General features: G+C 32.0%; 23 protein-coding genes. 7 read left to right on the top strand and 16 right to left on the bottom strand.

Features of this window, described 5'->3' with window-relative positions:
* Positions 1-470 precede the first annotated feature (470 nt).
* Positions 471-1,232: a response regulator transcription factor gene (locus AC1DVP_RS11010; protein WP_477183519.1), complete on the top strand. Its 762-nt coding sequence runs from the start codon at positions 471-473 to the stop codon at positions 1,230-1,232.
* 142 nt (positions 1,233-1,374) lie between these two features.
* Here the strand turns inward: AC1DVP_RS11010 and AC1DVP_RS11005 are convergent, their stop codons facing one another.
* From AC1DVP_RS11005 to AC1DVP_RS10975, 7 genes are all read right to left on the bottom strand, one after another.
* Complete coding sequence (locus tag AC1DVP_RS11005) at positions 1,375-4,140, bottom strand: pectate lyase family protein (protein WP_477183518.1); 2,766 nt, start codon at positions 4,138-4,140, stop codon at positions 1,375-1,377.
* Positions 4,141-4,966: 826 nt separating this feature from the next.
* On the bottom strand, positions 4,967-5,347 hold the full coding sequence (locus tag AC1DVP_RS11000) for a DoxX family protein (protein ID WP_477183517.1): 381 nt from the start codon (positions 5,345-5,347) through the stop codon (positions 4,967-4,969).
* Positions 5,348-5,353: 6 nt separating this feature from the next.
* Positions 5,354-5,818, bottom strand: coding sequence for an SRPBCC family protein (locus AC1DVP_RS10995; protein WP_477183516.1), 465 nt, complete (start codon positions 5,816-5,818; stop codon positions 5,354-5,356).
* Positions 5,819-5,823: 5 nt separating this feature from the next.
* Complete coding sequence (locus tag AC1DVP_RS10990; protein WP_477183515.1) at positions 5,824-6,147, bottom strand: ArsR/SmtB family transcription factor; 324 nt, start codon at positions 6,145-6,147, stop codon at positions 5,824-5,826.
* A 361-nt stretch (positions 6,148-6,508) separates the two neighbouring features.
* Positions 6,509-7,480: a peptidoglycan DD-metalloendopeptidase family protein gene (locus AC1DVP_RS10985; protein WP_477183514.1), complete on the bottom strand. Its 972-nt coding sequence runs from the start codon at positions 7,478-7,480 to the stop codon at positions 6,509-6,511.
* A gap of 176 nt (positions 7,481-7,656) precedes the next feature.
* Positions 7,657-8,319: a hypothetical protein gene (locus AC1DVP_RS10980; protein WP_477183513.1), complete on the bottom strand. Its 663-nt coding sequence runs from the start codon at positions 8,317-8,319 to the stop codon at positions 7,657-7,659.
* A gap of 117 nt (positions 8,320-8,436) precedes the next feature.
* Complete coding sequence (locus AC1DVP_RS10975; RefSeq protein WP_477183512.1) at positions 8,437-8,928, bottom strand: thermonuclease family protein; 492 nt, start codon at positions 8,926-8,928, stop codon at positions 8,437-8,439.
* Positions 8,929-9,025: 97 nt separating this feature from the next.
* Here AC1DVP_RS10975 and AC1DVP_RS10970 point away from each other — a divergent pair, with 97 nt between their 5' ends.
* The 6 genes from AC1DVP_RS10970 (at position 9,026) to AC1DVP_RS10945 (ending at position 11,883) form a co-directional block, all read left to right on the top strand.
* Entirely contained in the window at positions 9,026-9,829 is an 804-nt protein-coding gene (locus AC1DVP_RS10970) for a hypothetical protein (RefSeq protein ID WP_477183511.1), read from the top strand.
* A 68-nt stretch (positions 9,830-9,897) separates the two neighbouring features.
* Positions 9,898-10,350 carry a DUF5675 family protein gene (locus AC1DVP_RS10965; protein WP_477183510.1) on the top strand — a complete coding sequence of 151 codons (453 nt, stop codon included), beginning with the start codon at positions 9,898-9,900 and terminating at the stop codon, positions 10,348-10,350.
* Between the two features lie 12 nt (positions 10,351-10,362).
* On the top strand, positions 10,363-10,626 hold the full coding sequence (locus AC1DVP_RS10960; RefSeq protein WP_073372063.1) for a hypothetical protein: 264 nt from the start codon (positions 10,363-10,365) through the stop codon (positions 10,624-10,626).
* Positions 10,616-10,858 carry a hypothetical protein gene (locus AC1DVP_RS10955; RefSeq protein WP_445552234.1) on the top strand — a complete coding sequence of 81 codons (243 nt, stop codon included), beginning with the start codon at positions 10,616-10,618 and terminating at the stop codon, positions 10,856-10,858. The genes AC1DVP_RS10960 and AC1DVP_RS10955 overlap by 11 nt, the downstream gene beginning before the upstream one ends.
* A gap of 147 nt (positions 10,859-11,005) precedes the next feature.
* Positions 11,006-11,224, top strand: coding sequence for a hypothetical protein (locus AC1DVP_RS10950; RefSeq protein ID WP_477183509.1), 219 nt, complete (start codon positions 11,006-11,008; stop codon positions 11,222-11,224).
* Between the two features lie 305 nt (positions 11,225-11,529).
* Positions 11,530-11,883 carry a hypothetical protein gene (locus tag AC1DVP_RS10945; protein ID WP_477183508.1) on the top strand — a complete coding sequence of 118 codons (354 nt, stop codon included), beginning with the start codon at positions 11,530-11,532 and terminating at the stop codon, positions 11,881-11,883.
* Between the two features lies 1 nt (position 11,884).
* On the opposite strand, the gene AC1DVP_RS10940 is transcribed toward AC1DVP_RS10945, so the two are convergent.
* The 9 genes from AC1DVP_RS10940 to AC1DVP_RS10900 all read right to left on the bottom strand — a co-directional run bounded on the left by AC1DVP_RS10940 (position 11,885) and on the right by AC1DVP_RS10900 (position 22,109).
* Positions 11,885-12,172, bottom strand: coding sequence for a DUF6922 domain-containing protein (locus tag AC1DVP_RS10940; RefSeq protein ID WP_477183507.1), 288 nt, complete (start codon positions 12,170-12,172; stop codon positions 11,885-11,887).
* A gap of 221 nt (positions 12,173-12,393) precedes the next feature.
* Positions 12,394-14,601, bottom strand: a complete 2,208-nt coding sequence (locus AC1DVP_RS10935; RefSeq protein ID WP_477183506.1) for an nSTAND3 domain-containing NTPase — start codon at positions 14,599-14,601, stop codon at positions 12,394-12,396.
* A 22-nt stretch (positions 14,602-14,623) separates the two neighbouring features.
* Positions 14,624-14,770 (bottom strand): hypothetical protein, encoded by a 147-nt coding sequence (locus AC1DVP_RS10930; RefSeq protein WP_477183505.1) that lies wholly within the window; start codon positions 14,768-14,770, stop codon positions 14,624-14,626.
* A 744-nt stretch (positions 14,771-15,514) separates the two neighbouring features.
* Positions 15,515-16,486 carry a hypothetical protein gene (locus AC1DVP_RS10925; protein WP_477183504.1) on the bottom strand — a complete coding sequence of 324 codons (972 nt, stop codon included), beginning with the start codon at positions 16,484-16,486 and terminating at the stop codon, positions 15,515-15,517.
* A 167-nt stretch (positions 16,487-16,653) separates the two neighbouring features.
* The gene (locus AC1DVP_RS10920; protein ID WP_477183503.1) at positions 16,654-17,919 is read right to left on the bottom strand and encodes a DUF6161 domain-containing protein; all 1,266 of its coding nucleotides are present in this window, start codon (positions 17,917-17,919) and stop codon (positions 16,654-16,656) included.
* 144 nt (positions 17,920-18,063) lie between these two features.
* Entirely contained in the window at positions 18,064-18,615 is a 552-nt protein-coding gene (locus AC1DVP_RS10915; RefSeq protein WP_477183502.1) for a hypothetical protein, read from the bottom strand.
* 100 nt (positions 18,616-18,715) lie between these two features.
* Entirely contained in the window at positions 18,716-19,372 is a 657-nt protein-coding gene (locus tag AC1DVP_RS10910) for a hypothetical protein (protein ID WP_477183501.1), read from the bottom strand.
* Positions 19,373-19,374: 2 nt separating this feature from the next.
* Positions 19,375-20,673 carry a restriction endonuclease subunit S gene (locus AC1DVP_RS10905; RefSeq protein ID WP_477183500.1) on the bottom strand — a complete coding sequence of 433 codons (1,299 nt, stop codon included), beginning with the start codon at positions 20,671-20,673 and terminating at the stop codon, positions 19,375-19,377.
* On the bottom strand, positions 20,673-22,109 hold the full coding sequence (locus AC1DVP_RS10900; protein WP_477183499.1) for a class I SAM-dependent DNA methyltransferase: 1,437 nt from the start codon (positions 22,107-22,109) through the stop codon (positions 20,673-20,675). Before AC1DVP_RS10900 ends, AC1DVP_RS10905 begins: the two co-directional genes overlap by 1 nt.
* Positions 22,110-22,408 lie beyond the last annotated feature (299 nt).

Raw genomic sequence — 22,408 nt, 5'->3', positions numbered from 1 at the left:
GTTCGTTTATTGGTAACAGAAAAAGTTAAAACTTTGCTTTAGCATTTAAAATGTTTAACCACAGATTAAAAAGATTCACTCAGATTAATCAGTGATAATCCATTTAATCTGTGGTAAATTAAAAAAGATTCAATCTTTAACTCTCCTGAGAATTACGTCTCTTAATTTCCGAATTTAGATCTTCGATGTAGCTGTAAGCTGGGATAATTGTGACAATGGCTAAAGGGAAAAAAATAGTGAGCAAATTGTATTTTGATATAATTATCATAATAACGAAGACAATTAACCATAGAATTCCAAAGCTAATTATTGTTGCTTTTAGAGTTTTTTTATTCTTAAGCAGTTCTTCTAAACTGGATTCAGACAAAGATTTTTTCTTCATGATAAAAAAGTTAAAGTGCTGTACAAAAAAAGCCAATCGTTTTTAATTTCACTTTACACTTTTGTGTAGTTTTTACTATTTTTATAAAATGGAAAATGAAAAGCATTCCTTACTCAGCAGAAACAAAATAAAGGCAGTATCCGATGCGGATAAGCTTCAGTTCAGCAATTATCTGGAAGTGGTAAAATCTTTTGCAAAGATGACTTATCAGAGTGTTTATGTAATAGATTATGAGGGGATTAAATTCGAGTATGTTTCGAGTAATCCTTTATTTTTATGCGGTTATTCTCCCGAAGAAGTGCTTGAAATGGGCTATGAATTCTATTTCAGGAATGTTCCCGAAGATGATTTGGTGTTACTAAATTTAATAAACAATGCAGGATTTGATTTTTATGATAAATTGCCAAACGATGATGAGAGAAAATTATACAGCATTTCGTATGATTTTCATTTAAAGGGAAAATACGATAAGCCCATTCTCATTAATCATAAATTGACACCGCTTTTTCTAAACGAAAAAGGAGCTGTTTGGAAATCATTGTGCATCGTTTCTATTTCACATAACCAAAAAGCTGGGAACGTTACAATAAATAAAGAAGGTTCAGCAGTTTTGTGGGAATTGGATTTGGCAAAAGAAGTTTGGATTGCCAAAGAAAAATCTAAACTCAAAGACAAAGAATTGGAAGTGCTTCGATTATATGCTCAAGGGTTAACGATAAATCAGATTGCAGAAAAAATGTTTGTTTCTCCTGATACCATAAAGTATTACAGAAGAAAAATTTTCGAAATTTTTGAGGTGAAAAATTTCGCAGAAGCTCTTTCTTTTGCCATAGACAATAAGATTATCTAAACTTAGGAAGGATATAACGCATTTTTTGAGATACTTCCGTAGGATGCTTTTTTGTGTATCGCTATTTCAGGACTTGACATTAAAATGAAATAACCTCTCTTAGTTTTTTTAAGAGAGGCTATTTTGTGATTTTTATTCTGTTTTATCTTTTAGCAATTGTTTTAACGAATGTCTCTTTATCTGTAGTCACTTTTACTAAATAGTTTCCGATACTAAGATTGCTTACATCGATAGGTTCAGCATTGTTTGAACTTTTAACTAATGTTCCCATCATATTATAAATCATAATGCTTTCTATTTTCTGGTCAGAATGAGTTATGTTTAATTGGTTTGTTACTGGATTTGGATACAAAACCAAGTTTGTGGCTTCGGTACTTTGTACTGCTTTAGTTTTTTGAGCAGTACGTAATGTAGTATTGTATTTAGTTTCAATATAAAATAGGTTTGCAACAGAACCTTTTAGTATAGTATTTGCACCAGATGCAAGTGAAGCACTAACTATTCCTGCTGAAGCAGTGTAGGATATGTCATTAATTTTAATTGTCCCAGTAAAAGTAGGATCAAACACCAAAGTCAATGTTGATGCTGCCGTCGTTGTAAAAGTTATAGACGTGCTTGATTCTATTTTTAAACGCTTTGTCAATGTCAAACCATTATATGTTGCTGATCCGTCAGTAGAATTCATATTTCCTGTGATGGTATAGAATGAACTAACTTTTCCTGATGTTGTGAAATTATGTATTTCATTGCCGGAAGAAGCCGTTGTAACTGTTATAGTTCCCGATCCAGTTGCCGATGTTCCTGTACCGGTAGTACTAATGGAATATGATAAAGTAGCTGTTGGAGTTCCTGATATAGTTATTGTTTTGGCTGTAGTGTTTTTTACAAAACTAATTCCTGATGCAGGTAATCCAGTCACTGTTGCATCGGTTGCAGTTCCGCCCCAAGTGAAAACAATTGAGCCAATCGCAGTGCCGCTCGTTACTGTTTGGTTATTGTTGGCAGTTGAAGTTAGTGTTTGAGTACCTGATGCTGTAACCGTGATGGTTCCTGATCCAGTTGCAGGCGTGCCTGCGGTACCTGTTGTGCTAATGGAATATGATAAAGTAGCTGTTGGAGTTCCTGATATAGTTATTGTTTTGGCTGTAGTGTTTTTTACAAAACTAATTCCTGATGCAGGTAATCCAGTAACGGTTGCATCGGTTGCATCTCCACCCCAGGTGAAAACAATTGATCCAATCGCAGTACCGCTAGTTACTGTCTGATTGTTATTGGCAGTTGAAGTTAGTGTCTGGCTGCCTGCGGGTGTAGTTTCTCCTTGTACTGAAACTAATGTTGTGCTATAATTGGTAAGTGCAGACTTAAATGCTGTAATCACAAGTGATGATGCATCATCTACGGCATTGTCAAAAGTCCATTTTAAATCACCGCCAGAAACACGTCCTGCGTATTGAACTACTTTAGTTTGAGCAGCTGCAGGCTGATCTATCACCAAATTTTTAACATAGAATGCAGTATTGGTATCAAAGTTATTGTATGAATTGGCTCCCAGTTTCGATTTAATGCTGCTGCTGATAACTTCGCCTCTGGTTGCAGTTTCAATAGCATCAAATTCAACAGGATAATTAGTGGCATTGTATGGAACATAGCGCGTTTGACCAGTCATTGTATTGTTAAATGCTTTAATTGTTCCTCCAGCTTCACCAGAAAAAGTGCCTGTAGAATCATAAAATATATCAGTGCCTTGTTTAGAAGTAAGCATAGGGTATTTACAATTGCGGAAAAAATTTCCTTCCATAAATAATGAGGAACCTAATGTAGATCCTGCTCCATATTTAGAATTTCCGTCATAATAGTTGTTGTAAATGTGTGCTGAATAGTAACGAACCCTTGGATGACGAGAATCAGAATGATCGAACCAGTTATGGTGATAAGTAATATATAAACCGGTTGTAGTTCCTTCGCTTAAGCCTAAAAGACTGGCTTTTCCACTATCCCAAAAGTGGTTATAAGCCAATGTTATATAAGTTGATGATTTATTGTCTAATGCCCCATCGCCTTTTATTTGGTCAGCGTCACTACCGGCATCGCCATAGAACAAATCGCAATTGTGAACCCAAATGTGATCATTATCCTGCTGCATTCCAATATTGTCTCCTGCCGTACTATTGCAGTTCATAACTCCGATATTGCTGACTTCGATATTAGATGCCGATTTAAGACGAACGCCCCAGCCATTGGCAACTGCATCTGTACCAACGCCTTCCAGAGTAAGGTAGGATGATGCATTATTTGAATTTTCAATAACAATATCTCCGCCTTCCATTACAGACATATCGGTAATATTTCCAATCAAACGAATGATAAACGGACGGGTGTCTTGTCCCTTTTTAATAGCATACAAAATATTTTGCAAGCCGACACAAGGATTTGTGCTGGCGCCAGTGATATTTATTGAAATTGTGTTTTTGGTATTTTGGGTAACATAAAGAATTACGGCATTGTCTTTTGGAGTCCCATTGGCTTTATATCCTCCAGGAATTCGGCCGCTGTCAAAAGCGAAACCATTACGGTCTTGAGCCACAACGGTTAAATTGCCTGTTGTGGTCCCGGTGCCTTCATTTCCTGAAATAACGGGTTTTACAGTAAGAGTATAAGAACCCGCAGCAAGTCCAGGTACATCAGCACGATAATAAGAACCATAACTACGGATAAGTTGTGTGTCAATTTTTTTGTTGGTTTCACCGCCACCGGTGTAATATACATTGTAGCTGCCGGCTCCAGAAACGGGAGTCCATTTTACAAAGGCAGATTCTAGCCATCCTGACGATTCATTAATAGTAACGGACTGTGCCCAGATTTGGGTCGAGGCCAACAAGGCGATCAGGTAAAATAAAAGTTTTTTCATAATTTGGTTTTTTTGGTTTTTAATTGGTTTTTGTTAACGATTAACATTTTTGTAGTATATAACTGTTTTGCAATCGATTACACAAATGTATATAATTTATTTTATCTTGATTAAAAATTTGTCATATAATTTTGAATAAATTTTGTTAATCGTAAAAAAAAGACTAAAATATTAGGTTTTATACGTGTTTATGGTTAATTKTTTGATGTATTATTTTTTTTATTTATCATAAAAAATAATAAATTGTAATCGATTGTTTAGTATTTATGAGTAGTTTTGTTGAAATATTCTTTTATTTTTATATGGTTATAGGTTTTTTATTATAATAATTGCTAATAATTTTGAAGATTATTTTGTGAAAGGAATTTTAAGTTGGAATGTTGTTTTTAATGCCAAAAACCAGTGAGATCTTTGGTTGCAGAGGAGGTGCATGGTAAAAGAGTTTTGACTTAGCTGGAATATCCCCATCAGAGCTTTATTGAGAGGAACAAAACGCTCAGGCGTTAGCTAGTCACATTAACTAAAATAGTTATAGTCTAGCAATGGGGATTGTGTTTTTGCACACGATTCAGGGAAACTACTCGAGGGTTAACGATAAATCAGATTGAGGAAAAAATGTTTGTTTCTCCTGATTTCATAAAATATTACAGAAGAAAAATTTTCGAAATTTTTGAGGTGAAAAATTTCGCAGAAGTCCTTTCTTTTGTCATAGACAATAAGATTATCTAAATTTTTGGATTTCCGCTTTAAAGAGGTTCTTTTAGGGAGTTTAAATAAACCCGCTCTGCAAAGTAGTGAGAATACAGAGCGGGTTTTGTCTGGAATTTTAGTTTGCAACAGTTAACTTTCTGTCCGCAGGTCTAAAATTCCAAGAAACTATTATGAAAATGGTCTGAAAAAGTGGTCCAAAAATTGCTTTCCCAGCATTGCCCATTGCCAAATGCGAAAATAATGCGCCTGTCATCAGGAAAAAGAATCCTGCGTATGCCCATTCTTTTAAGAGTTTGTTTTTTGGAATTAAAATAGCGATAACTCCAAGAATTTTCCAAACGCCGATAATGTTCATAAAATACATCGGATAGCCAGTATGGGCAATAAGTTCGTTCATTTCTTTGGTGTGCAGCAGCTGTGATATGCCGCTTCCTAACATGCCAATAGACAGAAGTGCTGTGGCTGTCCAATAAATTATTTTGTTTCTTTTTGTCATGATATATTATTTTAATTGGTTTACGATTTCCTGGAGGCGGTTATGTGCCATGTTTATTCCTTGTGCGAATGGCAGTTTCAAAATCTGGTCTCTTATTTCAACTGATTTATAAACCACATGCATAGTAAGTTTACTGGTACTGTCGGTCACTTTTTCAAACTTTAAAAATTCAAGCTGAACGCCAAAAGGTGTATTGCTCATTTCAAATGTTCTTGTGATTTTTTCGTTAAGGACAAACTCATGGATCGTTCCGTTAAATTCGTGTTTGTTTCCTTTTGGGTCAGTGGTTTCAAATTGGTAACTGCCATGGTTTTTATTTTTAAGTTTCAGCACTTTCGTTCCCATCCACTGCTCGACAATTTCGGGTTCTGCATAGGCTTTGAACAGTAATTCCAAAGGCAGATCAAATGCTCTTGTGATTACTAATTCCTGCTTGCCGTCAACGGCATTGATTTTTGTTTTTAGTTCCATGGCTATTATTCCTTTGGTTTATAATTCTTCATAATGTCTTCCAATTTATTAAATCGGTCGTCCCACATTTTTCGGAAAGGCTCGATAAAGTCGGCTATCTCTTTCATTTTTTGTGCATTCAGATGGTAGTAAATTTCCCTTCCGCTTTGTTCGGCTGTGAGCAGTTCACATTCGGTTAAAATTTGGAGATGCTTAGAAACCGTTGGTCTTGCCGTGTCAAAATTGGATGCAATTGTTCCTGCCGTCATCGATTGTGTGGTTACCAGCATCAGTATTGCCCTGCGTGTGGGATCGGCAATTGCCTGAAAAACGTCTCTTCTTAAATTCATCGTGAAGTTATTTGACTACAAATATAAGTGTAGTTAAGTAACTACGCAAATTTTTTTGAGAATTATTTTATGAAAGTTGGAAATATGATGAGTTTTATGAAAGAATACAATTAATTGAGTCATTGCGAGGAACGAAATACCCGAACGAAGTGAACAGAGCGTAGCTAATCACATTTATAATTTCAGCTCTAATGATTTGTTGGAGTTTGCTTTTGATATTGGAGATTGCTTCGTTCTCCGCAAGGACTTCGATTGTGGATTTGTGTTATGTGCTTAGCTTGTGTGGCAAATCGGGAGACTTAGAGCCGTAATTTCATTGTTCGTGCAACGAACGCAGCGAAACTCTTGCTGTTCGTAGTAGTTATTTTTTTTCGTTTTGAATTTTTTCGTTTTGAATTGGCGAATAATCTTTTTTTATTTGCCCGTTTATAATTATGTTTTCAAAATAACACTTTACTCCAGTTGCTGAATTCATATCTTCAACATTTTGTATATGGAAATGCAAATGTGCCTCGGAAGAATTTCCAGAATTACCACAAAGTCCCAAAAGTTGCCCTTGTTTTACTTTTTGCCCTTGCTTAACTACAATTGAATGTTGTTTTAAATGAGCAAAAAATAAATATTCGTTGTTTGTAGTTTTTATTATTACAGTATTTCCTGGTATATAAATAGGATTTAAAATCCCTGGAACATTGTCTTTGATTCCATCAACGGCCAAAACAATTTCTCCATCGCAAGGCGCAATTATATCTTTGCCAAAAGCATAATAATCTTCATTTGTTTTTTTGTCTGTTTTGTAAGATTTTCCTTTTTTGTCAGTAATTATTAAATCAAAAGCGTTTTTCTGTGCTTCACTTTCAACGTGGTAGTTTAATTCTTTGGTGTCACCACCCCACATTACTGTCCATTCTTCTTTGAAGGGTAAAATTAATTTAGTTTTATTTTTTTCAAGTTTTGGAAGAGAACTTTCTTTAAATGGCTTTACAAAAAATCCGTTAATTTTTGAATTATCATCTACAGATATATTTACAGCAAATAAGACTCTTTCAAAAGTAGTTTTATAGGAAGCATAAGTCTGTTCGTAATTTACAAATTCTCGTTTAGTGATTTTTCCTGCTTGTTGTTTTAGTCCATTAAAAAAATCTTTTGTCTTATCAATAGGTAATGTGTTTTGCATTTCAGTCGAAAAATTTGCAAAAATCGCATCAAAATCGTCCGAGTTATAATTTTCTTCAAAAATATCAACCGCAGTTTTGTAAGTTGCTTTTTCAGTTTGTCCAAATGCAAATGTTGTCAAAATTGTAAAAGCTAAAATTGTTAAGAGTTTTTTCATATGAATGTGTTTGTTTCGTGTTGGTATATGATTATTGTTAACGTTTTGGTATTACAGCGGGTTTGAGACTAAATTAAGCCCATTCTTCGGATTTGCCAAATCATCCCAAATACAAAACCAACTTTCCATTAAGCCAATTGCCTAAATCCGTTGTAGCTGTTATGGGCAGTTATTTTTTATTCATCAGGTATTTCGAATTTGTCAAAATCAACAATTTCGGATAATTTGATAAGTCTATTTATGTTTATATTTTTCCATACTTGTTTAAAAACTTCATCTCCACCTTCAGCGTTTTTATTTACATTTACCTTTTCAAGTTTCTTTTTAGTTAAAAAATTAATGCTTGTTTCACTCTCAATTACAGCACCACCATTGCTTCCGTCATAACCAATTAACTCAAAATCTGAGTTTTTAAATCTGAATGTATATTTCCAATATCCATATCTACCGTGTCCATAGTGTACACACAAGTTGCCTTTTTTTATTTCAACTGATAGCTCTGGAGGAAAATATACACCACCATCTTCGTTTTCGGACGAAAAACAATCATAGTTTTTTGAAGCCAATTCGTAATAGTCTTTTTTGTTGAAGAAAACTATAATACCTCTTCGGTTTCGGTCTAATTCGCTACGATATTCATCTTTAATAATTTTGTTTTTATCTGTACCTTTGATAATCAGAACAATATCTTCTATGCCGTCTTTATTCAAATCTCCATTTACTTTTTCAGAAATCACATATCCTTTAGGTAAAAAGTCAGATAATTTTTTACTTTGCTCAGTTTGTCCAAATAATATTGCTGTGAAAAATGTTGTAAAAAGTATAAATAAGCTCTTCATTGTTAGTTTTTATAATTGCCCATAACTTGTATATATCTTCTTAACGCCTGTAAAGGAGTATATTTATTGGTATTCACTCTTTTTTAAAATCAATTAGTACAACATAAGTACAACAAATCAGAATACTTTTACTTGACTATAGATCCCAATACCATTGAGCTGTGCTTGGCGGTTCATCATTTGATATTCTGCAAGCTTGCCACAATAATACTGATGAGTTGCTTTAGCATACCCATTTTGTAAAAGTAATTCATTTAAGCATAATCCACTAGGCAAAATTACATACCCTAATTGCCTGTTCCAGTAGTCATAATAATTTTCCTGTTCTGTAATGATAGTTACAATCGTTTTAGGCGGTGCAACCGACAAAACGAAGTGTAAGGATTGCAAACCAAATTGAAGCAGTAATTCGGCAGGTAAACTGCTTTTCTCCTCATCCTCTTTCATCTTCCTATTAATCTTCACTTCTGGCGCATCCAAGCCATAAAGTCGGATCTCTTTTTTCATTTGAGTGAAAAGATTGCAAATGATGATGCTGTCTCCGTCAAGGACTTCCTCAATTTGCCAATGGGTTTCCACTATGAACGGTGCTTTTGCTTTGTATTGCATTGATTTACAGTTATTTAAGTTATTGATAATCAAAGATAATCATTGAACTTTGACACTGCAATTGCAAGCAAATATTAACTTTAAAAAATTAGAAAAAATGGCAAGACAAAAAGGTGTTATCAAGTATGTTGGAACTCTTGGAGATATCCGACACTTCAAAATTAAAGGACAAGAAGGTTTTTTCGCTGGTATGGTTGGCGGACCTTCGGGTGACCAAGTGTTAACTGCTCCTGAATTTGAGAGAACTCGTGAGAATATGAACGAATTTGGAGCTTGTGCCAAAGCAGGGAAATCTGTTCGAACTGGCTTATCTCAAATAATGAAGCAAATGTCAGACAGTCAAGTAACAGGAAGATTAACTTCTATAATGAAGAAAATCAACTTGGAAGATCAAACCGAAGCCAGAGGGTATCGTAAAATTGAAATCTCTACTCAACGCAATTATCTAAAAGGATTTGAATTTAACAAAAACATTTCCTTAACTGGTATTTTCAATGCTCCTTACTCATTAACTCACACTCCTGACAGAGCAAGTTGCGAATTTGTAATTCCTGACTTTAATCCTGCGAATTTGGTTAGTGCTCCATCTGGAACCACTCACTTCCGATTGATTACTTCACTTTCTGTAGTGAGTGATTTTGAATATAATGCTACTACAAACAGTTATGATCCTATGGATGCTGATTTGAATGAAGTAAACGATATTCAATTCAGTGGTTTCTTGGACTTGTACGCTCCAATTCCTGCTACAACAATATCAGCAACTTTACCTGGTGGAGTTGTTCCAACGGCAAATACAACTGTTTTACAGTGTATCGGAATTGAGTTTTACCAACAAGTAGGACCAAATTATTACTTGTTTTCAAGTGGTAGTTGTTTGAAAGTCGAGGACGCATTTTAGAAACAAAACCAAAAAATCCCTCAATCTAATTGGGGGATTTCTTGTTTTAACTCCAATCTATCATAATTATGGAAACTAAAATAATAAGAGTTGCCCAGGGCAAAGAAAGTACATTGAGCCAGTTGTATATCAACGGAATCTTTCAATGTTATTTATTAGAAGATAAAATAAGAGAAGTAAAAATAGCTTCAGAAACTGCCATTCCAAAAGGTGTTTTTAGTTTAAAACTAAATACTTATGGAGCTAAAAATGTGGATTACAAAAAAGCTTTTGGAAAACTTCACGAAGGAATGATTGAGATTACGGGTTTACCCAATTTTAGTTTTGTGTATATCCATACTGGAAACAGCATCAAAGAAACTGCAGGCTGTCCGCTTTGCGGTTTTGGTTTTCAATTTGTTGATGGTAATTATCAAGTTTCTCAAAGTATTTCAGCTTATAAAATGATTTATCCAAAATTGGTTGCACTGGCTAAGGTTGAAACGAATACAATAACTATTGAAAATAATTTTCAATTCTAAAAAGCCAAAATAATGGAAAACATCAATAATATCACGGTGCTTTTTGGAACACTTATCACATTGTTACTTTCGGTTGTAGCCTATTTCATCAAGCAATTACACTCTGATTTTAAGAGTATGGAAAAAGATTTGATTGAAGTAAAAACAATGGCTTTAATCATCAAAACGGAGTTCAAAAGTGGTAATGATTTACTGAACCAAAAAGTAGAATATTTAGAAAAAAGAGTACAACACATAGAATTAATAATTTTAAAAAATCAAGAATATGAAAAATAAAAATATGAATGTCGTAGAAAGAACATTGGCACCAACTCCAAAATGGTTTAAAGTTCTTCGCACTGTTGGAATTGCTTTGGCATCTGTTGGCGGTGTAATCATTGCTTCTCCAGTTGCTTTGCCTGTTGGATTGGTTTCAGTAGCTGGCTACTTGGTTCTGGGAGGTAGTATTATTTCTGTGGTTTCTCAAACTGCTGTAAAATCAGAAGAAGAACCAAAAGTAAATCCTTAAAACAGTTTAAAAATCAAATTGAAAGCTTCGTAATTCGGGGCTTTTTTTGTTTTTGACAGTTTCAATTGGTCATTTGCTTTATTTTATACCGTTTTATTTAAGTGGGCGGAATACATTGCCCTTATATTGGCTTTAAACAGCTTTCATTTGGCAATCAAAAAAGGGTTGGTTTATCAGAAAAAGGGAGGCAAGGAAGCCTTAATCTTTAAATTTGTCAGAGGTCATTCGGATGAAGGGGGAATCAGCGCTGTTTTTTTTGAGAGAATGCTTATTAGGGGTTTTCTTTTGGAATTGGATGCTGTGGCATTCTTTCAAAAAAAATTGCATCCAAGGGGGTTTGGGGGAATGGAAGATTCCCCCAACTGAACTTTCGTAGTGCGTTGGCAGTAGCGAAACAAGGGTATCGTTTTTTATTTGCTGACTGGGTTTTTTCTGATTGCTTTTAAAGTTGGCTTGATGCCGGGTAAGTTGTCCTGAAATAAAAAATTCTATTCAACTGATTTGGTGCTTCGAAGTGAAGAGCATCAAGACAGCTTAAAAGCAATTTACTACTATCGTTCTGGCAAATAAAAAACGATACTCTTGTGGGGAAATTTGATTTTTGAGGATGCCTAACTGTTCTTGTGAAATGGAGGGTTTCTATTTACTAAAAAACGTTATTCGATGTAGCTATGGCATCTTCAAAAAACAATGCAAATACAATTCCTATTTCGGGTGGGAGCGTTGGGGAGGGGATATTTTACATAATAAGCTTATGGTTTCGGTGTGGCTGGTGTTCAGCCATACTGAACCATAATGGCTTATTATGTAACATAGCTTGGGGGTGGTTTTGGACTTTCGAGCGTTGGGAAGTAGCTTATTGTAGTTGTGGAGTTTACGGAACAAGCTACAATGTGCTATTAGAGCGTTGGCAGAAGCCCAAAAACACAGGAGCGTTGGCAGAGCGTTGGCTGGGTGGGCGCAAAAAGGTCAGCGATAGCGTTCCTATTTCTTTTTTTGGGTTATTTGAAAACCGCCATTTATAAATTAAAGTGTAAAACGAAGAAATGGCTTTACATTATATCTCTTTGCCACATTTACACAAACTTTGTTACTGATATTCTCTGTTGTTAATTTTAAATATTTAACAATATCTTTTGCTGAATATAGTGCTTCTAATTTTAGAATATCTGTTTCAAATGTTTTTGGAGTTGTTGCATACAAAGCTCTTGGAATAATAATAGCCTTGTCTTTGGAAAGATCAAGTTTCGTATAATCCATATCCCAAAATAAATGTTTGGGAAAAATTTTCGCTATGTTTTTTGATTGCTTCACAATGCAAAAATACTGAATTTGGAGCTATGTGGTGTACTACTATAAAAATATTAACTCATTCAATTTTAACGACTTACTGATGTGTAAAAAGAAAATCAATAATCGCTGTGGAAATAGTCATTAACGAAATGAAGCAAACAAAGATGTGAGTTTAGGAATACTTGGACTAAACGAGGATTTTGTGAAGCTGAATGAGATAATGACTATTTCTAAATTTGAAATTAATCATCTTTAGCCATTAATCTTGCCATTTCATTTTCCATTGCTACTTCATACCAATCAAAACCAAATTCCTCTGTATTCGCTTCATATTCTAAACCTAAATCATTTATTCGTTTAACTAGTTTTTCTATTTCGTCTAATTTTTCTTGCGCTTCGTCTTCATAAGTCATCCAATCCAATAACCATTGAACTTCATTTGCAATATGTTCACTAAATAAATCATCAAAATGATAAGTAATATTTGTTGTATCTAATTTATCGAAGTCAACATCAAAACTTTTAATTAATTCTTCAAGTAGATCTATGGCTTCATTGATATCATTCTTGCCTCTAAATAGTTCTGAAACAATTTCTTCAATTCTATCTTGTAAAACAGAATTAATATTTTCATTATCTTTAACTGCAAGCATGAATTCTTTAAAATGGGAGTTTAAAGAATAATCTTCATATAGTGCTTCCCATTCAGTAATACTATCAATTATTTCACAAATAACATCTTCTTTATCAATATTATCTATGTATTTATAAATTACCAAAGCCAATTGAATTAAATCAAAATCACTATTACCATCACTTATAAAAGATTGATAATCTGTAAGTAATCTTTTCTCCAAACTTTCAGGTATTTCATTATTACTATCATAGCGTAATGAAAATAATCTTTCTGTTAATTGTGAAACATATTTTACCGATTTAACTATTTTTAAAACTTCTTCTTTATCTTGTTTTAAATATTTAACCAGAAAATCTATTAATGATGGATTAATAAAATTTACATTAACGTCATTTTTTAATAGAATAAACCCACCTTCTAAACGTTGAAATGCTTTTTTAAAAGCAAACATTTCTCTGTGCTTATTATTGTTTTCTATTTCATATTGTACCCTACTATTAAAAGCAACTTCTAGTTCAGTAATATTTGCATTATCTCCAAAACTGATAAGTGTATTTAAAAGCAACCTATCATCTTCTGTTATTTGTTCAGTATAAGCATGCTTCCATATCTCATTTGGATAATCAAAACTTGAAAAAATAAATTCTTTAAATTCATCAGCATCAAAATGATTTACTAGATCTTCTGAAGTAATAAATTCTACTGAACGAGGTGTGTAACTCGTATGATTTACAATGAATTCTTGAATTTTATTATCGCACAATGCTTCCTTTAACTCGTCCTTAATTTCGGATTCTTCGATATGATTTATAAGTAATTGTTTTTTTAATATATAATCATATTCTTTTAATTCAAATAAACTTGATTTAGCTTTTATATTAAATCGTCTTAAATTTTCACTTTCTTCAACTGCACTAATTAAAAGAAATGATCTAGTAGTAAAGACAACTAGTTTATTCTCCATTTTTTCCACTCTTCTAAGAATAGTTCTTAATGCAGTTTCACTACCCTTAGCTTTATTTATTTCAACTTTAGTACTGCCTAAAAAATCATCAAAATAAATTATCTGTTTAGAATTACCCGGTGTTAGTGATTTTTCAGCTTCTTTAATATCATCATAGATATATGATAAATTATAGCCTTCTGCAATATATTTATAGATAAGCATTTCTGCCAAAGTAGTTTTTCCAACACCTGGTTCCCCAGATATTATAATGAACTTATTTTTGTCTAATGCTTTTTGAGCCTCATCGAATAATGGCGTTTTAATGTAAGTCCTCAGACGTTTTTTTAATTCATGTTCAACAAAAGCAGAAGATCTAAATTCTAAATCTGAACTTAATAGTTTCTTTAAAATTGAAAAATCAGATAACCATAATTTATAATGAGAATTTAATATTCCTTCATTTTCTTCAATTAATCTATTTAAATCTTTTTTCCCGTAAATATCATTTAGGTTATTAATATAATCTCCAAATAAAATTTTTATCGCTTCTGTATTATCAACATTCAAATCTACCGAAGTAGCAACAATATATTTATTAGGTTTTAGGGCATTAACATTTTTTACTTCTGTGTTTTTTAAAACTTGATATAAACCATCATATCCAGTTCTGTAATAATGCTTTACTTGACCAACATGGTCATAATGATTTTTCTCTGTTGAATATAATAAATCTATCCCTTTATCTTTTCCGTCTTTAAAGGTTTTATATTTGATTGCTGAACCATTAGGCTGGTCTAGGTTTAATAAATCACAAACAAGTTCTTCTAAATCGGAACTGTTGAGTGTTGAAAAATCATAATCTGCCATAAAATAATTTATTTTTAAAATTCTATCTTTTTTTAGCAACAACAGTTGCAATAATTATTGAAGCCAATGATAAAATAGATATACCAATAACTTTTAATGTGTCTTTGATTCCTTTTTGATATCCTGATTTACTGCCTCCGAATTCTTTTTTATAATCTCCTTTTGCCATATTTTTTTATCTTTATACTATTAATTTTCTTATACGTTTTTGCAAATAATCACGAAATGTAATTTAAGGACTTCAATTAGGCTACGATTTACTCTTGACCGGTAAGTAGTTAAAATATCTTTTCTTATTTCAAATTATTAAATTCATACAAAGTAAAGTCCGTTAAGTAAATAACTGATTTGGTGATGAAGTATAAAAATTGAAACATAAAAAAAACAAATAAGAAACGATACAAAATAATTAAGCAGACTTTTATTGTTAGACAATAGTCGATTGTTTCAAAATTGAATCCAACAGTTGATAAGTGAAAGTTTAGTAGCGAAGTAAAAAAAGAACTAGCAATCACAAAAAATATACACATTATTGCTACTATAATAGAATAGGATAAAGTGAATGAAAAATTCTTCAAATAATTAAAAGTTCTATTGTTTAGAGTATTGGTTTCTGTTCTCTCTTTTAGTTCTTTAATAGTTTCATCCTTATTTGGTTCTATCGTCTGTAGTTTAGTCAATTTATCAGGTATTTTTAATAATACACTATACATTAAGCCCGAAAATAAAGACAAAAGCATTGCTAGAATTTTAGAGTCTTCAATAAACTTATCATGCTTGTAATAAACCAGAAAAACACTTAATGCTGTTATTATAGTATATACAATGATTAACTCACGATAATTCACTTTGTTATCGTCACCAATGTAAATACTTCTAGTAGCATTTAAGTAAATATTCCAGATTTTTTTTATCATATTCTTGCAATTCTAGTGTATTCACCTTCGACTAACTCTCTTAATAAATCATCACAAAATAATTTTAAATTTACAAAATTTGGAGTTCCATTAACATCTAATGGCACTTTGCCTTCTAAATAAATTCTTGGCATCACATCATTCGTATCCAATTCAAAAGTTGAAGTTTTTTTAGATGCTAAATTTTGTAATGATACTTTTCTTGAATTAGCTCTTGATAAAGGTAAATTATTAAAAGTTAATCCAGACATCACTCTATTTAATAAACCTATCCTTTCTGGAGGAATATTATTATCCCCTTTTGGTTTAATAGAAATCTCAATATTATATTCTCTACATAAATTAGAAAATTCGGTATCGCTAGTTAGAGAAGAAGATAACGTACTTGTGAGATAACTTAGACCTACAACTTTGCTGTTATTTTTAAACTCGTCTCTTATACTATCGGGTAAAATAGCGGAAGGCTCTGGTTTGTTATATTTACCTCTAATACTAAATAAATCCCTTATGTGTTGTATAAATTCTTTTCTAATACTTTCTCCCCCATATATTTGAAAAAACAAATATCCAGAACTGCTTCCTAAAGGTAGATGAAGATAAAAAAAGTATTTATCATTAATTACATTACCGCTTAAATCTTCTTCGGTTTCTCTGTTATTTAATGGTGATTTTGTTTTGCCAGACCCTTTAGATCCCCCTTTTAAAACTCCCCAAATAATTTCATTGGTAGGATTATAACCATACTCTTGAACATCTGTAGTTAATGTAAAAGCTTTGTTTCTTACTTCAGTATATCCTTCATCAATACGATTAATAAATAATTGATAAAATTCAGTGAATAAGTTATTTTCAGGAATAACGCCTGGAATATTTAGGATTAAATCTTCAAAACTATTGTTTTCATATCCTGCAACAGGTTTTAATGCAATTGTGAATACTTCTAATTTTACACTTTCTGGATTGTTCATATAAACTGATTAACTTTAATTTTTAATTTTTTCTTTCTCCTCCTGCAACGCCTCTCTAACCTGTTTCAACAACATTTCTTTATACTCTTGATTTTCTTATACTTGGTTGCAAACTATCACAGACTAACATTAAATCGGCTATTCTTTTTAATTATAAAAGATGTTTTTTATTTAACTCCTGAAAATTTCTCAATTATACTTGTAGGCATTGTTGGTGATGAATCATCTTTTAATAATCCCGTATCTGCTCTACTAAAAAGAGATTGTAAAATTAATTGACGTTCTTGTGGTTCTATTGCTGTATMTTTTTTGAGTGCCAAATAAAAATGTGTTAATTGCTCTCTTTCTTCTGCATCTCTTGATAAATGGAATGAACTGAAAGTTAATTTTGATAAAATTTTTATAGTAAATGCTAAAAGAGAAACTATTGTAATCAATATGATAGACCATTTAATGCCTTTAATACTATTATTAAAAGCTTTTTCAAAATAATCAGTTCCTAATGAAATTAATAAAGTAAATAATAAAACAGATGCAATTAGAGATACACCAATTAACCAATTTAGATATGATTTTCCTTCTGTTTTGAGTATTATAGCTCTGTCTTTCCAATATTTAGCAGGAGCTTCTAATCTTAATTTTTCTCTATATAAATCTTCATTGTTCTTTATTGATTCTTGGGCTGTAGCATAAAAATTATCAAACTCTTCTCCAGTATTTTTAAACCAATCTTCAAAAGTTTTATTCTTTTCTTCTCTTAACAATTCAATAGATTCAAAATGCCCCGTTAAGTTATCTTTTGCATCAGAAATGTATCCATTGAGCTGTTGTTCTGCTTCGACAATATGATTGTTGTATTTTTCTCGTATATGACCTAAACTGATTTTTTCATTATTTCTTCTGTGAAGTAGTTCAGATTCTGTTTGGTTTTTGAATTCATAAGCCAATAAAACACCTGTAAAATAATCTTTACCACTACCAAAATTTATGGGGCTATCTGTAATATAGTCGATTGCTCCTTGGGTATAATTAAGATTTTTACTGTTTACTTTTATTAGAAAATCAGTTTCTGGTGAATCGATTAAAAAAACAAAATTTCTACTTCGTACTTTTGAGCTACTAAAAATCTGTATAAATTGCCCCCAGTTAGCATCAAGTTGATTATGATTACCTTCCTTAAAATAGTCTGATATTCCAATCAATTGCGCTTTTAATGATTCGAAATGATTTTTTGAATGTACCAAATATTCAGGAATTATTTCAATATGATTCCAACCAATAACTTGATCATAAATAAATTTATAGATAGATTGAATTCCTTTTAATTCAAACCTTGAATCAAGATGTGGATAATTTAAAATGACATTAAAACTGTTTAATTTATCCTTTATAGGACTATCATTTACTAATTTTCTAAAATTTTTAATGTCCATATTATTTTTAATTTATTTCTTTTTCTCCCTGCAACGTCTCTCTCAACACCTGTTGCAACAACATTTTAGAACCTTGCTTTATTTTATACTCTCTCAAGCTATCACAAAATGCTATTAATTTATATTATTTGACACCAATTAATTTTAAAAATTATTTCTAACTTTTCGTTTTTCTCCTCGAGCAATACTGACACATCCATTCAAATGAGAAATCATTGTGTTTACTCCAACTTGAAATAAATCAAGATTAGTAGCTTCAATAGGAGGATTAGAACTAAGTGAAATCTTGTGCCATTTTAACCCATTACACCAAGATTTTACTTTTTCATTTTCAAAAGAAGCATATAAATTGTGAGCAAATTCATTTCTGATTTTTCTAACCAAGTTTAAATCTTCTCTTACAACGTTTTCAATAAGTCCTAAACAATAGACCATTGAAATTTTATTGCTAAAATTTCCTAATGGTTGATTATATTCCATTAATTTTTTCGCTTCTTTTTCTTCAGGAAGAAAAGCATATAAAATATGCTCCAGACACATTTCTAAAAATGTTCCTCCCAATATTGCAATAGTCCTGTCATCACGTACTTCATTATTAAATAAATTATGAAAATCAATCAGTGTTAAATTGAAATCGAATTGTCTATCAAGTGATTGACTTGTAAAATAGTTACTTCCTAATTTTCCATTTTCCATAATTTATTTTCTTAATTAAACATTCTAAATCTGTTATACCTTTCAAATCAAAAGCTACAATATTTTATTTATATGACTTAATCTAACAATTTGGGTTAACTTATTTTAATATGCTGATTGACGTTTTATCGTAATTGACGTTTGTAATATCACCGAATATCTCTTTAGATAAACAAATTAATAATTCAGATTTTAAAATATCAGTCAATTTCGAATCAAATACTTCCTGAAAATCTTCAGGATATAATATATTTTTTATTATAAGTTTGTTAAATAGATTTTCAATTCCTGCTTGAATTTCAGGTTTAATAAAAAGTTTACTAAGGATGTTATATAGTTTACAGTGTAAATTAATTTTGTTTTCATTTGAAAATTTTAACTCATTCAAATACCAACCATATGGTCTATTACCTCTATTGATAATGCCAAAATCACCATCTGAGCCTCTATAATCTAAAATGTTTTTATAATTTTCAGGACTAATTTTTTCTTCAATTTTTGTTTCCGAATAAGTAGCTCCAATTATACCTGACAAAAAATATAAACCATCGACCAAAACTGCTTTTTGAATGTCGACTTGAATTATATCATTCATATTTTCTAATGGAGAAGAATATGTATAACCCTCATCTCTTGAATTAAATCTTTCGTCATTTAATTCAAAAGTTAGATACTCAAATTTCGTAAGATATCCATCAAAAACATGAGCAATAATTCCATGACCTAACTCGTGGTAATACTTCCAATTTTCTTTCATAATTAAACTTTTTCTCCCTGCAACGCCTCTCTCAAGACCTGTTGCAACAACATTTCGTTATATCCTTGACTTTCTTTAATACTTTGCTTCAACCCATCACAAAACCCCATTAACTCTTCTAACTTGGATACGATTTGTTCTTGCTCATGGAGTGGTGGAAGTGGAATAATGAATTGCTCCAAATTGTATTTAGGTAATCCTTCACGACCTGCACCTGTTGTTGAACCAAATATTAGTTTTTGAAAGTAAGGCGATAATAATAATTTATGCAAAAAGAGGTTGTTTATTGAAAGAGGTCTGATAATACAAACGTGTTGACTTACATTTCCTTCATTGAAATCAATTGGAACTAGTGCACATCTTCCCAATGAACCTCCTGTGATATTTAATAAAATATCATTTGAAATTACAATTGTTCCATTCATTTGTTTTTGAACTTCATCAGAAACAAATTTTATGTCGTCATAAACTAAACCATTATCATGAATATTTTGAGAACGAAAAAATGGCTTTCCAATTTCTGAATAATTACTTCCTTTTGGAGTGCTCCCAGAGCCTATTTTAACACACATTTCACCCAATCTACACCAAGTCCAATGTCTTGGAATTTCAAAAGGGATTTCCTCTTTGGTAATTTGCGGTAATTCTTTTTCTTTTTTGAGCTTTTTCTCTGCGATGAGTTTTGCTTTCTCTACTTTTATTTTTACAAGTAGTTGTTTGCCTGTTTCTTTGCTATTGGTATTTTTAACTAACTTTCCTTGCATAGCTTCCAGCAAAAATGCCTGACGCAATTGTTTGATTAAATCGAGTTGGTGATCTAGTTCAGAAGAAATATCTTCACTATCAGCTTCAAGTAAACTATATTTCTCAACAAATTCAATTTGTTCTTCTAAAGTTGGTAAAGGAATTTCAATTTTGGCAATCTCTTTAATAGGCAAGCTTACATTTGCCATTCCTTTCATTCTATCAACTAATTCACGTTCCTTGTTGAGATTAAGAAAACGAAAAAGATATTCCGCATTTAAAATGTTTTTGTTTTTTGGAATAACAGCACAAAGTATTGAACCTAAAGCAAACTTACCTGATTGAAAATGCAAACGTTTAATACTAGCATGCCCATGCCCAGTTCCTGAAACTAAAGGAATAATTACCGCTTCATCATCAAATTGATATTCGTTATGTGATTTTCTATCTTCAGCAGTAACCACTAAAGGAAATTCACCAGAAATTGCTTTTTGAATTCCTGTCTTTCCTTTTTCAATGATACATAAATCTCCTAATTTTACTTTTTGCCAACTCATTATTTCACGGCATTTTTTAATTGTTCCAACAACGAATTGCTTTTGTCAAAAGAACCATGCAACATTTCCATCAATTCCACACTATTGTATTCGTGGGTTTCTTCTTGTTTGGTTGGGTTTTTAATATCCAAGTCATAATTGCGGTCTATGATAGTTTTTATATCCACTTTCCAAGCAATATCACTTTCCTTGCGATCCGTCCACCATGTTTTTATGGGATTGAATTCTTTGGCTTGTATGGGTTTGGTTTTGTTGTAAGCTTTAGCTCCTTCAGGTAACTTATGTTCATAATACCAAACTTCTTTCGTAGGTGTTCCTTTGGTAAAAAACAATAAGTTGGTTGCTACGGTCGCATACGGCTGAAAAACAGAATTAGGCAAACGTATAATCGTGTGCAGGTTACAATCTTCCAAGAGTTTTTGTCGTACTCTTTGTTTTACGCCATCGCCTGTGAGTGAACCATCTGGCAAAACGATTCCGGCACGACCTCCTTTTTTTAAAAGATGAATCATTAAAATTAGGAACAAATCGGCACTTTCTTTGGTACGGAAATTTTGAGGGAAGTTGGTTTCATTATTATTGGCTACAATACCTCCAAATGGAGGATTGGCTACAATAACATTTACCCTGTGCTTTTCTGTAAAGTTACTCAAAGGCTGATCTAAGGCATCGCCAAAACGAATATTAGGCACTTCCATATCGTGCAAAATCAAGTTGGTAGTCGCTAATAAATAAGGTAGTGGTTTGTACTCCCAACCCATAACATTTTCGGCTATGCTTTGGCGTTCTTCTACACTATTGGCTTGTTTTTTCAAATGTTCAATAGTACAGGTTAGATAACCACCTGTTCCACAAGCGGGATCTAGTATCTTTTCTCCCAGTTGTGGGTTTATCATTTCGGTAATGAAAGAAGTAATGGCACGTGGTGTATAGAATTCACCACTTTTACCTGCACTTTGCATGCCTTTAAGAATACTTTCGTAGAGTTCTCCAAAGGCGTGACGGTCTTTGGCAATGTTAAAGTCCATTTCGTTCAGCTTGTTCAACACTTTACGGATGTTGATTCCGCTTTTCATGTAGTTATTGTTGCCTTCAAACACTTCACGTACTATTAATGCTCTTCGGTTTCCGGAACTCACATCAATATTTCGTAAAGCTGGAAATAGTTTGCGGTCTACAAATTCTATTAGTTCATCGCCCGTCATTCCTTCATCATCACCAGCCCAATTGCCTTTTTCATTTACCCAATGAAATTCGTCTGGAATTGGTGAGGTATAGTTTTCATCTAGTATTTCGAGTTCTTTGTCTTTGTCAGAGAATATTTTAAGAAAAAGCATCCAACCGAGTTGTTCTATGCGCTGTGCATCACCGTTTAGTCCAGTGTCCTGCCACATTATGTTTTGTATGCTTTTAAGTATGCTTGAAATATTACTCATATTTGTATTAGTATTTTTTAGGTATTCTTTTTATTTTCTTTTTTTGTTGTATTAGGGCTAAAAAACAAAAATTCCTTTAAAAATCAACTACTTGAAGTATTTGTTTTTAGTTTTCTTTTACAATTCTTTTTTTTATTGCCACTACTGTTTTAACACTATTTTATTTTTAAAACAACATTTTTATTTTTACACGAATTAAATAAATCTCTTTAAAATCAGTAGTTTAACTTGTTCTGTTTACGGATTTAATATTCATTTAATTTTTTTATGCCAATAAAATATCAATATTTTTTAATTTT

This window comes from Flavobacterium sp. P3_A6, from assembly GCF_056403035.1.
This window is presented reverse-complemented; position numbering and strand designations above follow the sequence as displayed.

Coding starts and splice junctions, on each gene's coding strand:
- AC1DVP_RS11010 (WP_477183519.1), top strand. CDS start 471: ATGGAAAATGAAAAGCATTCCTTACTCAGCAGAAACAAAATAAAGGCA.
- AC1DVP_RS11005 (WP_477183518.1), bottom strand. CDS start 4,140: ATGAAAAAACTTTTATTTTACCTGATCGCCTTGTTGGCCTCGACCCAA.
- AC1DVP_RS11000 (WP_477183517.1), bottom strand. CDS start 5,347: ATGACAAAAAGAAACAAAATAATTTATTGGACAGCCACAGCACTTCTG.
- AC1DVP_RS10995 (WP_477183516.1), bottom strand. CDS start 5,818: ATGGAACTAAAAACAAAAATCAATGCCGTTGACGGCAAGCAGGAATTA.
- AC1DVP_RS10990 (WP_477183515.1), bottom strand. CDS start 6,147: ATGAATTTAAGAAGAGACGTTTTTCAGGCAATTGCCGATCCCACACGC.
- AC1DVP_RS10985 (WP_477183514.1), bottom strand. CDS start 7,480: ATGAAAAAACTCTTAACAATTTTAGCTTTTACAATTTTGACAACATTT.
- AC1DVP_RS10980 (WP_477183513.1), bottom strand. CDS start 8,319: ATGAAGAGCTTATTTATACTTTTTACAACATTTTTCACAGCAATATTA.
- AC1DVP_RS10975 (WP_477183512.1), bottom strand. CDS start 8,928: ATGCAATACAAAGCAAAAGCACCGTTCATAGTGGAAACCCATTGGCAA.
- AC1DVP_RS10970 (WP_477183511.1), top strand. CDS start 9,026: ATGGCAAGACAAAAAGGTGTTATCAAGTATGTTGGAACTCTTGGAGAT.
- AC1DVP_RS10965 (WP_477183510.1), top strand. CDS start 9,898: ATGGAAACTAAAATAATAAGAGTTGCCCAGGGCAAAGAAAGTACATTG.
- AC1DVP_RS10960 (WP_073372063.1), top strand. CDS start 10,363: ATGGAAAACATCAATAATATCACGGTGCTTTTTGGAACACTTATCACA.
- AC1DVP_RS10955 (WP_445552234.1), top strand. CDS start 10,616: ATGAAAAATAAAAATATGAATGTCGTAGAAAGAACATTGGCACCAACT.
- AC1DVP_RS10945 (WP_477183508.1), top strand. CDS start 11,530: ATGGCATCTTCAAAAAACAATGCAAATACAATTCCTATTTCGGGTGGG.
- AC1DVP_RS10935 (WP_477183506.1), bottom strand. CDS start 14,601: ATGGCAGATTATGATTTTTCAACACTCAACAGTTCCGATTTAGAAGAA.
- AC1DVP_RS10930 (WP_477183505.1), bottom strand. CDS start 14,770: ATGGCAAAAGGAGATTATAAAAAAGAATTCGGAGGCAGTAAATCAGGA.
- AC1DVP_RS10925 (WP_477183504.1), bottom strand. CDS start 16,486: ATGAACAATCCAGAAAGTGTAAAATTAGAAGTATTCACAATTGCATTA.
- AC1DVP_RS10915 (WP_477183502.1), bottom strand. CDS start 18,615: ATGGAAAATGGAAAATTAGGAAGTAACTATTTTACAAGTCAATCACTT.
- AC1DVP_RS10910 (WP_477183501.1), bottom strand. CDS start 19,372: ATGAAAGAAAATTGGAAGTATTACCACGAGTTAGGTCATGGAATTATT.
- AC1DVP_RS10905 (WP_477183500.1), bottom strand. CDS start 20,673: ATGAGTTGGCAAAAAGTAAAATTAGGAGATTTATGTATCATTGAAAAA.
- AC1DVP_RS10900 (WP_477183499.1), bottom strand. CDS start 22,109: ATGAGTAATATTTCAAGCATACTTAAAAGCATACAAAACATAATGTGG.